Origin of the sequence: Pseudomonas indica NBRC 103045 (assembly GCF_002091635.1) — a bacterium.
GTDB lineage: Bacteria > Pseudomonadota > Gammaproteobacteria > Pseudomonadales > Pseudomonadaceae > Pseudomonas_M > Pseudomonas_M indica.
Genome location: NZ_BDAC01000007.1, coordinates 106,635 through 119,316, shown reverse-complemented (window position 1 = coordinate 119,316; position 12,682 = coordinate 106,635). Strand labels below are relative to the sequence as shown.

Annotated in this window: 14 protein-coding genes; 3 read left to right on the top strand and 11 right to left on the bottom strand. The window is 67.0% G+C overall.

From position 1 onward, the window contains the following. Positions 1 to 27: 27 nt before the first annotated feature. From PIN01S_RS10705 to PIN01S_RS10695, 3 genes are all read right to left on the bottom strand, one after another. The gene (locus tag PIN01S_RS10705) at positions 28 to 1,011 is read right to left on the bottom strand and encodes an alpha-ketoacid dehydrogenase subunit beta (protein WP_084335649.1); all 984 of its coding nucleotides are present in this window, start codon (positions 1,009 to 1,011) and stop codon (positions 28 to 30) included. Then, positions 1,004 to 2,095, bottom strand: coding sequence for a pyruvate dehydrogenase (acetyl-transferring) E1 component subunit alpha (pdhA, locus tag PIN01S_RS10700; protein ID WP_084335648.1), 1,092 nt, complete (start codon positions 2,093 to 2,095; stop codon positions 1,004 to 1,006). The genes PIN01S_RS10705 and pdhA overlap by 8 nt, the downstream gene beginning before the upstream one ends. A 120-nt stretch (positions 2,096 to 2,215) precedes the next feature. Then, on the bottom strand, positions 2,216 to 3,241 hold the full coding sequence (locus PIN01S_RS10695) for a Leu/Phe/Val dehydrogenase (RefSeq protein WP_084335647.1): 1,026 nt from the start codon (positions 3,239 to 3,241) through the stop codon (positions 2,216 to 2,218). 131 nt (positions 3,242 to 3,372) lie between these two features. Between PIN01S_RS10695 and PIN01S_RS10690 the strand changes: the two genes are divergently transcribed. Then, positions 3,373 to 4,176 carry a SirB1 family protein gene (locus tag PIN01S_RS10690; protein WP_084335646.1) on the top strand — a complete coding sequence of 268 codons (804 nt, stop codon included), beginning with the start codon at positions 3,373 to 3,375 and terminating at the stop codon, positions 4,174 to 4,176. 186 nt (positions 4,177 to 4,362) lie between these two features. Here PIN01S_RS10690 and PIN01S_RS10685 read toward each other — a convergent pair whose 3' ends face one another. From PIN01S_RS10685 to PIN01S_RS10650, 8 genes are all read right to left on the bottom strand, one after another. Next, positions 4,363 to 5,130 (bottom strand): crotonase/enoyl-CoA hydratase family protein, encoded by a 768-nt coding sequence (locus PIN01S_RS10685; RefSeq protein WP_084335645.1) that lies wholly within the window; start codon positions 5,128 to 5,130, stop codon positions 4,363 to 4,365. A gap of 286 nt (positions 5,131 to 5,416) precedes the next feature. After that, positions 5,417 to 6,328 carry an SDR family oxidoreductase gene (locus tag PIN01S_RS10680; RefSeq protein ID WP_084335644.1) on the bottom strand — a complete coding sequence of 304 codons (912 nt, stop codon included), beginning with the start codon at positions 6,326 to 6,328 and terminating at the stop codon, positions 5,417 to 5,419. 108 nt (positions 6,329 to 6,436) lie between these two features. Next, positions 6,437 to 6,964 carry a DUF1569 domain-containing protein gene (locus PIN01S_RS10675; protein ID WP_084335643.1) on the bottom strand — a complete coding sequence of 176 codons (528 nt, stop codon included), beginning with the start codon at positions 6,962 to 6,964 and terminating at the stop codon, positions 6,437 to 6,439. Further along, the gene (locus PIN01S_RS10670) at positions 6,943 to 7,848 is read right to left on the bottom strand and encodes an alpha/beta fold hydrolase (RefSeq protein ID WP_084335642.1); all 906 of its coding nucleotides are present in this window, start codon (positions 7,846 to 7,848) and stop codon (positions 6,943 to 6,945) included. Before PIN01S_RS10670 ends, PIN01S_RS10675 begins: the two co-directional genes overlap by 22 nt. Then, on the bottom strand, positions 7,848 to 8,630 hold the full coding sequence (locus PIN01S_RS10665; protein ID WP_084335641.1) for a class II aldolase/adducin family protein: 783 nt from the start codon (positions 8,628 to 8,630) through the stop codon (positions 7,848 to 7,850). The genes PIN01S_RS10670 and PIN01S_RS10665 overlap by 1 nt, the downstream gene beginning before the upstream one ends. 111 nt (positions 8,631 to 8,741) lie before the next feature. After that, the gene (locus PIN01S_RS10660; RefSeq protein ID WP_169715820.1) at positions 8,742 to 10,466 is read right to left on the bottom strand and encodes a type III effector HrpK domain-containing protein; all 1,725 of its coding nucleotides are present in this window, start codon (positions 10,464 to 10,466) and stop codon (positions 8,742 to 8,744) included. 96 nt (positions 10,467 to 10,562) lie between these two features. Beyond that, the gene (locus tag PIN01S_RS10655) at positions 10,563 to 11,021 is read right to left on the bottom strand and encodes a cupin domain-containing protein (RefSeq protein ID WP_084335639.1); all 459 of its coding nucleotides are present in this window, start codon (positions 11,019 to 11,021) and stop codon (positions 10,563 to 10,565) included. Further along, positions 11,021 to 11,473 carry a flavodoxin gene (locus tag PIN01S_RS10650; RefSeq protein ID WP_084335638.1) on the bottom strand — a complete coding sequence of 151 codons (453 nt, stop codon included), beginning with the start codon at positions 11,471 to 11,473 and terminating at the stop codon, positions 11,021 to 11,023. The genes PIN01S_RS10655 and PIN01S_RS10650 overlap by 1 nt, the downstream gene beginning before the upstream one ends. Positions 11,474 to 11,564: 91 nt before the next feature. Between PIN01S_RS10650 and PIN01S_RS10645 the strand changes: the two genes are divergently transcribed. Together PIN01S_RS10645 and PIN01S_RS10640 are read left to right on the top strand one after the other, a co-directional pair. Further along, complete coding sequence (locus tag PIN01S_RS10645) at positions 11,565 to 12,005, top strand: PAS domain-containing protein (RefSeq protein WP_084335637.1); 441 nt, start codon at positions 11,565 to 11,567, stop codon at positions 12,003 to 12,005. A gap of 65 nt (positions 12,006 to 12,070) precedes the next feature. Beyond that, positions 12,071 to 12,673 carry a hypothetical protein gene (locus tag PIN01S_RS10640; protein ID WP_139198632.1) on the top strand — a complete coding sequence of 201 codons (603 nt, stop codon included), beginning with the start codon at positions 12,071 to 12,073 and terminating at the stop codon, positions 12,671 to 12,673. Positions 12,674 to 12,682 lie beyond the last annotated feature (9 nt).

Genomic DNA, 12,682 nt, shown 5'->3' with positions numbered 1-12,682 from the left:
TTCCCGGAGCGAGCGGCCCCTGCTCGATCACGCGTAGTTCAGCACCGTGTCGCACGCGGCCAGGATGTCGTCCGGCCCGGGCATGTAGAGCTGCTCCAGGCGGTACAGCGGCGGCGGGATATCCGGCGCGGTGACCCGCTGGATCGGTGCCTGCAGATCGAGCAGCACGCGCTCGTAGAGGCTGGCGGCGATCTCCGCGCCCACCGCGCAGCTCTTCGGCGCCTCGTGCACGATCACGCAGCGACCGGTCTTGCGTACCGACGCCTCCAGGGTATCGAGGTCGAGCGGCTTGACGCATGCGACGTCGATCACCTCCGCCGACACGCCGCGCTCGGCCAGTTGCGTGGCCGCCTGCAACGTCTCGTGGATGCTTGCGCCCCAACTGATCAGGGTCAGGTCGTTGCCCTCGCGCAGGGTGAAGCAGGTGTCCAGCGGCAAGCGCTTGCCATCGTCGACGACGACCTGGGGGTTCATCCGGTAGAGCCGGGTGGGTTCGAGGAAGATCACCGGATCGGGATCGTCGATGGCCGCCAGCAGCAACCCGTAGGCCCGCGCCGGCGAGGATGGGATGACCACGCGCACGCCGGGAATCTGGGCGAACATCGCCTCGGTGCTTTCGCTGTGATGCTCCGGCGCGCGGATACCGGCCCCCATCGGCGTGCGCAGCACCAGCGGGCAGGTCAGGCGGCCACGGGTGCGGTTGCGCAGGCGGCTGGCATGGGAGACGAGCTGTTCCATGGCCGCGTAGATGAAGCCCATGAACTGGATTTCCATCACGGGCTTGAGGCCCTGGGCGGCCATGCCCACCGCGAGACCACCGATCATGGTTTCCGCCAGCGGCGTGTCGATGACCCGCTTGAAGCCGAAGGTCTCGCGCAGGCCGAGGGTGGCACGGAACACCCCACCGTTGACGCCCACGTCCTCGCCGAGCACCACCACGTTCTCGTCTTCGGCCATGGCCCGGTGCAGGGCCAGGTTGACCGCTTCGAGCAGGCTGATCTTGTCACTCATGGCGCTCACCTCCCCGCCGTGCGGCGCGCTCCAGCAGCATTTCGCGCTGATCCGCCAGCACCGCCGGCCATTGCGCGTAGACATGCTCGAACACCGATTCCACCGGCTGGATACCAGCAGCCTCGAAGACGTCCACCGAGGCCTGCACCTCGGCCTGACACTCGGCGACCAGGGCCTGCTCGCGCCCCTCGTCCCATACCCCCTGGCTGGCGAGGAAGGTCTGCAAGCGCTTGATCGGCTCTTCCTGCCAGGCCTGCTTGACCTCCTCGGCCGGGCGGTAGCGGGTGGCATCGTCGGCGGTGGTGTGGTCGCCCAGGCGATAGCTGATGCACTCCAGCAGCACCGGCCCCTTGCCGTGGCGGGCGCGCTCCAGGGCGATGCGCATGCGGTCGTACACCGCGAGGATGTCGTTACCGTCGACCTGCTCGCCATGGAAACCGGCGCCGATCGCCTTCTGCGCCAGGGTCGGCGCGCCGCACTGGATGCGCCGCGGCACCGAGATCGCCCACTGGTTGTTGTTGACCACGAAGACCACCGGCAATTGCCAGGCCCCGGCGACGTTCAGCGCTTCGAGGAAGTCGCCCTTGCTGGTGGCGCCGTCGCCGCAGGTGGTCACGGCGACCCGGTGCTCGCCGCGGATCTTGAACGCGCTGGCCACGCCGCAGGCATGCAGGGCCTGGGTGGCGATCGGTACGCACAATGGGAAGTCCTCGCGCACCGCCGGATCGACGTAAGCGCTGCCACGCTCGTCGCCGCCCCAGTAGAGGAGGATTTCCTCCATCTTCACGCCGCGCATCAGTTGCACGGCGGTGTCGCGGTAATAGGGAATCAGCACGTCTTCGGGGTGCATCAGGCAGCCGATGGCGACGCCGATGGCTTCCTGCCCGAGGGTCGGCGCGTAGGTGCCGATCCGTCCGGTGCGTTGCAGCGCCACCGCCTTCTGGTCGAACAGGCGGGTCAGCACCATCTGCCGGTAGAGTCGGGTGAGCAGGTTGAAGTCGTCGGCCCAGGCCGGGAGATCGCCGCTCAGGCGTCCGTCGGGGGCCAGGTACCTCGTGTAGGGAAGGTCGATCTTGTTAGGCATTGCTTCACTCCTCGGCGCCTTGTGGGCGCGTGGTTCAGTCCGCCGCTTGTGGCAGCGGGTCCGAAGGGAACGGGTGACCGGTCATGCCGCCCGCTTCCGCCCTTCCAGCCGGAAGGAAAATCAGCCCTCGCCATAGAGCAGGCGCTCGGCCAGGGCATCGGCCACCCGCGCCGGCGACCGCTTGTCGGCCTGGGCGTGGGCGTAGATTTCGGTCAGGCGCAGGCCGATCCGCGACAGGTGCGCGGTGATCGCCGGCAGCGCGTCGCCGCGGTGACGTAGCGCGACGTAGATCAGCCCGCCGGAATTGATCACGTAGTCCGGTGCGTAGAGGATGCCGCGCGCTTCCAGTTCGTCGGCGATCTCGGCACTGGCCAACTGGTTGTTCGCCGCCCCGGCCACCGCCGCGCAACGCAACTGGCCGACGGTCTCCGCGTTGAGGATGCCACCCAGCCCGCACGGGGCGAGGATGTCGCAAGGGGTGGTGAGCAGCGCCTCGCTGGCCACCGGGCGCGCGCCGAGCTGCTCCACCGCGAGCTGCACGCGGCCGGGGTCGAGGTCGCTGACCAGCAGGTCGGCGCCGGCGACCGCCAACTGCTCGGCCAACGCATAACCGACGTGACCGAGCCCCTGCACGGCGACCCGCAGCCCTTCCAGGTCATCGCTGCCGAGGCGCGCCTGCGCCGTGGCGCGGATGCCGGCGAACACGCCCATGGCCGTGTGCGGCGACGGATCGCCCTCGGCGGTGGTACTGGTCACGTGGCGGGTGTGCTGGGCGATGCAGTCCATGTCGGCGCTGGAGGTGCCGCTGTCCACCGCGGTGATGTAGCGCCCGTTGAGGGTTTCGATGAAGCGCCCGAAGGCCTCGAACAGCGCACCCCGGTTATCCACATGCGACGGCCGGATGATCACCGCCTTGCCGCCGCCATGCTCGATGCCGGCCAGGGCGGCCTTGTAGCTCATGCCCTGGGCCAGGCGGATGGCGTCGCGCAGGGCGCTGACGTGATCGGGATAGGCGAGATAGCGGCAACCGCCGAGCGCCGGGCCGAAGCGGGTGTTGTGGATGGCGATGATGGCCTTGAGGCCCGTGGCGGGGTCTTGGGCGAGATGCAATGCCTCGAGCCGGGCGGCTTCCATCATGGCAAACATGGCTGGGGCTCCCTTGCTTGTCGTTATCAGGAGTATAGGCGGAGCCTCCGGCCTCGCCCGACGAAGCGGCGGCGCTGCACTGGACGAAATTTGAACAGGAGACTACAAACGAAGAGCCAGTGGAGAAATCGATGAACCCACGCCAAGCCTGCCTCACCTGCCTCGAACGAGACCCGCCGGATACCTTCGAAGCGGCCCTGTGGATCGCCGCCGAGCACGACGATGCGCTGCGCCCGGCGCAGGTGCTGCGCGAGTTCGCCGGCTTGCAGCAACTGCTCGCCGCCGGCCTGCCCAACCTGCCGATCCGCGAGCTGGCGCAGCCGCTGTTGCGCCAGCTCAACGCCCTGGACTTTCACGAAGACGAGGACAGCCCGCTACGCCCGCAGGCCGCCCTGCTGCACCGGGTCCTGCAACGGCGCCGGGGGCAGCCGCTGTCGCTGGCACTGATCGCCCTGGAGCTGGCGCGGCGACTGGAGATTCCCCTGGTGGGCGTGAACTTTCCCGGCCACTTCCTGCTGCGCGTACCGGGCGCCGATCACCTGCTCGATCCGTGCGGCGGGCGCCGCCTGTATACCCGTGACTGCCGCGAACTGCTGGTCCGCCAGTACGGCCCACGCGCGGAGCTGGACGCCTCCCACCTGCGTACCTGCGGCGAGCGCGAACTGATCCAGCGGCTCTCGCGCAACCTGCGCCAACTGCATCTGCATGCCGAGGATTACCTGGCGGCGCTGAAGGACGCCGAGCGAGTCCTGCAACTCGGCCCGCCCAGCGTCGCCGACCACCTGGCCCGCGCCGATCTCTACCGTCATCTGGACTGCCCCCAGGCCGAACGCTTCGACCTGGAGCGCGCCCTGTTGCTTTGCGACGACGATGCCCAGCGCCTCACCCTCAGTCAGCGCCTGCACAAGCTCCAACGTTCGCCGGCATTGCATTGAGGTTGGCCTCCGTCCCCGGCTGACCTCTTGGGCGAATGAATTTGCCCCTACAAGGCAGTGATCTGTAGCCCGGATGAGCCCAGGCGAAATCCGGGGGCGAACGCTTCGCCAGCAGAGCTGGCTCCTACGAAAGCGGGCTTGGTGTGCACTCGATCCGTGGGAGCGAATTCATTCGCGAAAGATTCGTCAAAACTTCCCGTGCCGCCCCTGCCCCTCTGCGAAACGCCGGGCGCCGGTTTCGGTTTCGCCGCTTTCGATCACCGTCATGCCGCCCCGGAATTCGTTGCGCAGTGCCTCGTCGAACGGCAATTCCCACTGGGCATAAACACTGGCCCGGTCGGCCAGCAGGCAGCGCTGGGGAAAGGCGGCGATCTCCGCGGCCAGGGCTTCGGCCTCCTGCCGCGCCTCGCCCCGGGTCACCACGCGATTGGCCAGGCCCATGCGCAGGGCCTCGTCGGCACCCACCGGGCGTCCGGTGAGAATCAGGTCCAGCGCCCGTCCCTGGCCGACGATGCGCGGCAGGCGCACAGTACCGCCGTCGATCAGCGGCACACCGAAGCGCCGGCAGAACACCCCGAGCACCGCATCCTCCGCCAGCACCCGCAGGTCGGCCAGCAAGGCCAACTCCAGGCCGCCCGCCACGGCATAGCCTTCGATGGCGGCGATCAGCGGCTTGGACAACTGCATGCGGCTCGGCCCCATGGGCCCGTCCCCGTCCGGCTCCAGTCGATTGCGCCGCTCACCGCTCTCGGCCACCGCCGCCAGGTCGGCACCGGCACAGAAAGTTCCACCGGCGCCGGTGAGCACCGCCACCCGGGCGTGCTCGTCCGCCTCGAAGGCCCGCAGCGCTGCCGCCAACGCCTCCGCCGTGGGCCGGTCGACGGCATTGCGCACCGCCGGGCGGTCGATGATCAGGGTCGTGACCGGGCCGTTCTTCTCGATGCGGATGCTCATGGGAACTCCTGAAAGAATGGACGAATGGGTTCATGGGGATGCTGCGCATCCCTTGGCGAATGAATTCGCCCCTACAGTAGGAGCCAGCTCTGCTGGCGAAGCCTCTGTGCAAGCCGATTCGCGAGCAGAGCTCGCTCCTACAAAGCACAAGGCCGAAGACGAACTCATTCGCCCATCGATTCCCGCGCCCCATGAAAAAGGCCGGCAACACTGCCGGCCTTCAACATAGTGCTTCCCGATGCAGTTGTTCAGCCCGTTGGCCGAATCCGCACCGGGACTGGCGGGATCAGAGGGTGTACTTCTGCAGGTTCGCCATCATTTCCTTCAGCGCCTCGACGTTATCCGCCGGGTGCGCCGCGCCCTCGAAATCGCAGATGCGCTGCCAGTTGGCCGCCACATCGTCGGGGCTGAAGCCTTCGCGCGGGTCGAAGCCGACACCCAGGCTGCGTTCCCAGCGCACCTTGCCGACCCAGCCGCCGCCGACTTCGAACAGGCCGGAGGTTTCCTGGCATTGTTCGCTGCCGAGGTAGACCACCAGCGGGCTGACCAGCTCGGGCTTGAGCTGCTCGAAGACCTGCGGCGGGATCAGGCCCTCGGTCATGCGGGTGCCGCCGGTGGGGGCGATGGCATTGACCAGGATGTTGTTCTTGCGCCCTTCGATGGCCAGAGTGCGGGTCAGGCCGTAGAGGCCGAGCTTGGCCATGCCGTAGTTGGACTGGCCGAAGTTGCCATAGATGCCGGAGGTGGACGAGGTGAAGATCACCCGCCCGTAGCCTTGCTCGCGCAGGTGCGGCCAGGCCGCGCGGGTCACCTTGTAGGCGCCTTCGACGTGGACCTTGTAGACCAGCTCCCAATCGGTGTCTTCCATCTTGTGGAAGGTCTTGTCGCGGAGGATGCCGGCGTTGTTCACCACCACATCGACGCGGCCGAACTGGTCCAGCGCGCACTGGACGATCTTCTCGCCGTCGGTCACCGAGTCGTGGTTGGCCACGGCGGTGCCGCCGGCTTCGCGGATTTCCGCCACCACGCGGTCGGCCGCCGAGGCGTTGGCGCCTTCGCCGTGAGTGCTGCCGCCCAGGTCGTTGACCACCACTTTAGCGCCATGCCGGGCGAACAGCAGCGCGTGGGCGCGGCCGAGACCGCCGCCGGCACCGGTGACTATCACTACTTTGTCGTCGAAGCGTACGGCATCACTCATGAAGCGGACTCCTGGCAGATTAGGCAGGCTTCGAGTGTCGGACAGCCGCCATCCGGTCACAACGAAGACGGCCTGTGCTGAATAGTGCTCGATAAAGGACAGGGATGATCAAGCCAGGCGGATCAGACTCAAATGGTTGTACAGGTGCAGCACATGGGCCTGGCTATAGGCGTCGTGATCGAGCGCACCGTAGGCGAAGTGCGGTTGCAACGCGCCGGTGTGCGTGGCGAAGCGGGCGAATGCGGCTTGCAGGCGTTGCAACGCGGCATCCTGCCCGGTCGGTTCGGCCAACGGCGCGGCCCCCGGAATAGCCTCCTGCAACGGGTGACGCATCGCGCCGCGGGCGCTGAAAACCGCGAAGGCCGCCGGGCCGATGCTGTGTCGGAACCAGGCTGGCTTCAATTCAGGGTACCCCTCCAGCGAATACTCGATGCTCTGGGCGCAATGGTTGAAGACCTCGGCCGGACTCCAGCCCGTCACGCTGATCAGTGGGCGCCCGGCCAGCCCATCCAACACCCGCCGCGCGCCCTCCAGGCTGACCGGAGCCGGTGCCGGACTCCCTAGTGCCCAAAAGCCGCCGGTCATCACGGCCACACCGCCCAGCGCGGCTCCTTTCAACAGCGTTCGTCGGCGCATGCCGTGCTCTCCAAGGCTTCACGAAAATGCAGGTAGTGTTCGAGCACCTGTTCCGGCGCTTCGGTCTGCGGGTAGTGGCCGATCCGCTCCAGCAGGACGCAGTCGGGCTCGGGGATCAGCTCGCGGTAGCGCGCCACCATGTGCGCGCCGGAAATCGGGTCCAGCGCCCCGTCGATCACCCGTAGCGGTACGCCACCGCGCTGCATCGCCACCACCCAGCGGTCGCGCTGCACGCGGCGTTCGGGGATGTAGCGGATCAGCCGGTGCATCACCGCCGGGCCGTTGCCGGTCTTGATGAGGTCATAGAAGTCATCCAGTTCGGCCTCGCTGGGCTGCGTGTCGGGGCCGAAGATGCGGGCGAAGTTCGCCGCCAGCTTGCGTCGGGAGAACAGCCGGCCGATCAGCGGGCCGAGCGGCCCCAGCAGCAGCTTCTGTACGCGCACGGCATGGTGGGTCTCGGGGAACAGGCCACCGTTGAGAAACACACAACTGGCCAGCTCGAAACGTCCTTCGTGGTGCCGCGCCAGCAACTCCTGGGCGACGCTGTCCCCATAGTCGTGGGCGAGTACGTGCACCGGCCCGCTAACACCCAGATGAGCCAGCAGCGCCTGTTGCAGATCGGCCTGTTCCAGCAGGCGGTAGTCGTGCCCGCGCGGCTTGGCCGAGTCGCCGAAGCCGAGCATGTCGCAAGCGATTACCCGGTAGCGCGCCGCCAGCGGTTCCCAGATACGGTGCCAATCCCAACTGGCGGTGGGGAAGCCATGGATCAGCAGCAGCGGTTCGCCTTCTCCGGCCTGCCAGTAGCGGATGCGCTGGCCGCCGAAGACGAAGTCCTGCCCCCGCGCCCGCCATTCGGCCAGGGGAATGCCGGTCAGCGCCGGCATCAGCTACGGTATCCCGTGTCCTGCTGGTCCAGCTTGCGCAGCAGGGCCGGCCAGGCCAGCTTGCCGCCCAGCCCCTCGGCACTGCGGGTGACCCCGGCGGCCATGGCCTTGGCGCCGGCGAGGATCTGCGGCGGAATGCTCACCAGCTCGGCGCCGCCGCTCTGGGCCATGACCTGGATTTCGCAGGCACGCTGGAAGATGAACATCATCAGGAAGGTGTCCTGAATGGTCGGCGCGCAAGTCATCAGGCCGTGGTTGCGCAGGACCATGAAGTTGGTCGCGCCGAGGTCGGCTTGCAGGCGCGCCTTTTCCTCATGGTTCAGGGCCACGCCTTCGTAATCGTGGTAGCTCAGGCGGGAGAGGACGAACAGCGACTGCTGGCTGATCGGCAAGACGCCCTGCTTCTGCGCCGCCACCGCGACCCCGGCGGCGGTATGGGTATGCAGGACGCAGGCGACGTCGTGGCGCACCTCGTGCACGGCGCTGTGGATGGTGTAGCCAGCCGGGTTGATCTCGTAGGGACTGTCCATCAGCTTGTTGCCCGCCTGATCGACCTTCACCAGGCTGGACGCGGTGATCTCGTGGAACATCAGCCCGTAGGGGTTGATCAAGAAGTCCTCGGTGCCGGGCACCTTGGCCGAGATGTGGGTGAAGATCAGATCGTCCCAACCGTGCAGGGCCACCAGACGGTAGCAGGCGGCCAAGTCGACCCGGGTCTGCCATTCGACGGCGGACACCTGATCCTTGACGTTCGGTTGCGACAGGGCGTGGGCTGTGGACACGGTGTCACCTCGGCATCTTGTTGTGGGTGTGCCGAGGAGTCTAGCGAGCCGACGCCAGGACGGTAGTTGCCCTGGCAGCCAGGATAATGGCCCAGCGGGTCAGCCGCCCTGTCACTTGGGCTTGGGAATGCCGAACTGCTCCAGCGTCGGGTTCACCGTGCGGCTGAAGGCCTTGCGCTCCTTGCGCTCCTTCACCGCGTTGACGATCTCACCGATACCCATGCCGATCGCCATGATGCCGCTCACCGCCCAGCCCACGGGGCCTGCCGCGGCGCCGATGGCGGAGGCCGCCGCCGCACCCGCCGCCTCGCCGGCGACGGCGCCGACCACACGCCCGCCCACGGCGGCGGCAATGCGTCCCCCCAGGCCGACGACCGCCTTTCCACCTTGTCGCTCGAAGGTGCCGGAGCCAAAATTCACTACCCGGTGAACGGTATCCGCCGTCACCTTCAGCGCCTCTTTGCCCTCGTCGACCGGGCCCGCTCGCTTATCGGAACCGATCCCATTCGGGGTATGCAGTCCCGGTCCGCCATCGACCGTACCCTTCGAGACCAGCTTGGCCAGGCGCGGGTCGCCATTGACGATGGACGTCGCCTGCTCGTCGAGGTTGAGCCTCAGGAAGGACTGCACGTCGGGATCGTTCTGCAACTGCTCGATCCGCCCCGCCAGCGCCTCTTCGGTTTCGCGCGTGTCGCGGATGCCACGTCCGGCTATGACCTGTTCCTGGGTCTGTTGCAGCTTGACCAGGACCGCCGCCTTCTGCTCGCCGGTGTAGCTGTCCGGATGCTCGAAAATATCGCCGTTCAGTTGGCTGGTGTCCGTCTTGGACACCGCGCCGACGGTGGCCGCGTCGAACAGCGTGCTGGCAAAGGCGTCGCTGCTGGACGGTGCCTTGTCCTCGATCCATTTCATGATGTCCTTGCTGTTCGCTTGCCCGTCCGGCCCCTTCTTCGCCAACTTCTTGCCGCTGGCGGCTCCCCGGTCGAGCAGCTCGAACATACCGGGCTGGGACCAAGTGGTCGCGGCATTGCGCAGCACGTCCGACAGGCCCTCGTTCTCCTGCAATGCGGTCAGCCCGGCGGTGCTGATGCAGCCGTTGACCTTGCGCTGGTTCGCGGCGCCCTGGGCGCTGGCCGGATCGGCCGCCTGGGTCAGCGGCTCGTTGGCCAGCATCAGCGCGGCGGAGCGCACCAGTTGCTTCGAGGCCGGGTCCGCATCCGGGTGTTCCTTCTCGTACTTGCGCAGTGTCTTGCCGGCGTCATTGAGCCGGTCGTCCATATGGTTCGCGAACGCCTTGAGGTCTTTGTGGGTGATCTTGCCGTCGGCCCGGCCGCCGTCCTTGCCGACGTCCACCGCCGTTTTCAACGACGGGTTGTCATTGATGAAGGCCCAGGCCTTCTCCGCATCCGGCCCGCCTTCCGCGGCGATCCGCGCCGCCGCGATGGGGCGGTTCAGCTCCTTGGCGGCGGCCTCCCGCTCGGCGGGTGGCAGGTCGCCCAGCAGCGCTTCCCACTTTTTCAATTGCTCCGGCGAACTGTGGGGCGAATTGTCGAGAAAATCATAGGGCCCCTCCTCCTGCGCCGGCTCGCTGGCCAGCACCACCGGCGACGGCATGGAGGGCTCCGGCTTGGCCGGGGGCAGCAGACGGTCGAACAGAGAGCTGTTCGTTCCACCAGCCGGTACGCGCGGCTCAGGAGAGGAAGTCGGCGCGGGACCGAACTCGATGCCCGTCGACGAGACGGGCGGCTTGGCCTGTGGACGGATGCTCAATTCCGGCTGGGAATGAACGTCGAAAGAACCGTAGGAATGACAGGCATCGGAAACGCGCAAGACCATGATGTGCTCTCTCGAATCCCGGGCAGGGCAGCAGTTATTGGAAATCGGCTCGAGAGATGAGTGGAACCGTTTGCAAAACGGTTCCATGAAACCTTCTCAAAGAAACGCCTGGTCCAGCGCCGCCCATTCGCGCTGCGCCTGCTCGTCCTCGGCCAGCAGGCGGAACCCGGAAAAATCGAACCCCGGCGACACCGTGCAGCCCACCAGGCTGTAATCGCCCAGCGGACGCGCCGCCTGCCAGGCATGGGCCGGTACCAGCCGTTGCGGCAGGCAATCCGGCCCCACCGGGCCGAGGCGCTCGCGGCGGGTTTCCGCGGGAGTCGTGGCGATCAGCAACTCCAACGGTGCGCCCTCGTAGAAATGCCAGAGTTCGTCCGCATCGACCCGATGCCAGCGCCCGCATACGCCGGCCGGCAGCAGGAAGAAGATCGCCGTGCAGCAGGGACGACCGTTGGCAAGGGTGTTGCTGGAATGGAAGACCCGGCGATAGAAGCCGCCCTCGGGATGGGGCAGCAGCTCCAGCTCGCGGATCAGTTCGGCGGCGCGCGGGTGCATCAGGCGCGCAACGCGTTGCCGAAACCGATGAGCCAGGGCTCGGCGTCGGTTTCCGGGGTCACGGTTTCGCTGGCATCCAGGCGCAGCATGTCCACCACCTCGCGGATGCCCAGTTCCGCATACAGCTCGCGCACCTGCTCGCCACCGGCGCAGAAGGTGTCGCCGTAACTGGAGTCGCCCAGGGCGATCACCCCGCCGGGCAATCCGTGCCAGGCCGGCAGATGGTCGCGGATGGCGTAGTACAGCGGCTGCAGGTTGTCCGGAAGCTCGCCCATGCCGGTGGTCGAGGTCACCACCAGGAAAGCCTCGGGGGCGAAGGCCAGCAGGTCGGCCAGCTCCGCGCGGGGTTTGTGCCAGGCCTCGAAACCGGCCGCCTTGAGCAGGTGCTCGGCGTGCCGGGCGACCTCCTCGGCGGTGCCGTAGACCGAACCGGACAAGATGGCGATTTTCATGGACGCTCCGAAACAGACTGAAAACCCCGGCATTATGCCGCAACTGCCCGACCGTTCTAGAATGCGGCGGACACAGCCCAGGACCGACACGATGATCAACGCCAAGCTGCTGCAACTGGTGGTCGATGCTTCCAACGACGGCATCGTCGTCGCCGAGCGGGAGGGCGACGACCACATCCTGATCTACGCCAACCCCGCCTTCGAGCGGCTGACCGGCTACGCCGTGGACGACATCCTTTACCAGGACTGCCGCTTCCTCCAGGGCGACGACCGCGACCAGCCCGGCCTGACGGCCATTCGCCAAGCCCTGCGCAACCAGCAGGCCTGCCGCCAGATCGTCCGCAACTACCGCAAGGACGGCACGCCGTTCTGGAACGAGCTGTCGATCTCTCCCGTGTTCAACGACAACGACCAATTGACCTACTACATTGGTATTCAGAAGGACGTGACCGAGCAGGTCGAGGCACAGCAGCGCCTTCAGGCTTTGGAGGCCGAACTGGCGGCACTCAGGGCAGAACAGTCGAAAACATGAGCCGTTGTTGAAACGAATCGCCGCATCTGCTGTCAAACGAACTCTGACGTGTGTGGGTTCGCGATGTGGATACTCCGTTACTGACCGAGGATGAACTGGCGTTTATCCAGACGTTGCAAGGCAAATCGTCCGGCCCCAAGGGATTGCCGGGCCCCAGCCTATTGCTTGACGGCAGCGCCCAGGCCGAGGCGCTGATCGCGCGCCTGGCCAAACAGGGCCAACTGACCCTCGAGGCGGATTTCCACAGCCAGCACCTCACCTTCCCCCTGCGCCTCGTGCAGGACGAATTCCAGACCCCGCACCTGGAAATCGACGCTCCGGAAATATTCGAACAAGGTCCCACGCTTCGCCCCTGGCGCCTGCGCTTGCCGGAGCCTATCGCCCTGGTCGACGAACACGGAGCGGAAACCGCGCTCTGGGTGCATGAGCTGTCGCCGAATGGCGCATTGATCGAAGTCCGCGACCAGAAAGACACGCCGGAACTGTTCGCCCTCTGGCTGCCGCTGCCGGAGCAGGACCCCATCGCCCTGCTCGGCGCCCGGGTACGCAAGACCGAGCGCCAACTGGTCGCCTATCGCCTCACCATGGGCCACCCCGGCCACGGCGATCGCCTGCGCCAATACATCTTCCAACAGCACCGCCTGCTGCATCCGCTCCTGCACAAATGAGCTGAGCCG

Coding starts and splice junctions, on each gene's coding strand:
- PIN01S_RS10705 (WP_084335649.1), bottom strand. CDS start 1,011: ATGAGTGACAAGATCAGCCTGCTCGAAGCGGTCAACCTGGCCCTGCAC.
- pdhA (WP_084335648.1), bottom strand. CDS start 2,095: ATGCCTAACAAGATCGACCTTCCCTACACGAGGTACCTGGCCCCCGAC.
- PIN01S_RS10695 (WP_084335647.1), bottom strand. CDS start 3,241: ATGTTTGCCATGATGGAAGCCGCCCGGCTCGAGGCATTGCATCTCGCC.
- PIN01S_RS10690 (WP_084335646.1), top strand. CDS start 3,373: ATGAACCCACGCCAAGCCTGCCTCACCTGCCTCGAACGAGACCCGCCG.
- PIN01S_RS10685 (WP_084335645.1), bottom strand. CDS start 5,130: ATGAGCATCCGCATCGAGAAGAACGGCCCGGTCACGACCCTGATCATC.
- PIN01S_RS10680 (WP_084335644.1), bottom strand. CDS start 6,328: ATGAGTGATGCCGTACGCTTCGACGACAAAGTAGTGATAGTCACCGGT.
- PIN01S_RS10675 (WP_084335643.1), bottom strand. CDS start 6,964: ATGCGCCGACGAACGCTGTTGAAAGGAGCCGCGCTGGGCGGTGTGGCC.
- PIN01S_RS10670 (WP_084335642.1), bottom strand. CDS start 7,848: ATGCCGGCGCTGACCGGCATTCCCCTGGCCGAATGGCGGGCGCGGGGG.
- PIN01S_RS10660 (WP_169715820.1), bottom strand. CDS start 10,466: ATGGTCTTGCGCGTTTCCGATGCCTGTCATTCCTACGGTTCTTTCGAC.
- PIN01S_RS10655 (WP_084335639.1), bottom strand. CDS start 11,021: ATGCACCCGCGCGCCGCCGAACTGATCCGCGAGCTGGAGCTGCTGCCC.
- PIN01S_RS10650 (WP_084335638.1), bottom strand. CDS start 11,473: ATGAAAATCGCCATCTTGTCCGGTTCGGTCTACGGCACCGCCGAGGAG.
- PIN01S_RS10645 (WP_084335637.1), top strand. CDS start 11,565: ATGATCAACGCCAAGCTGCTGCAACTGGTGGTCGATGCTTCCAACGAC.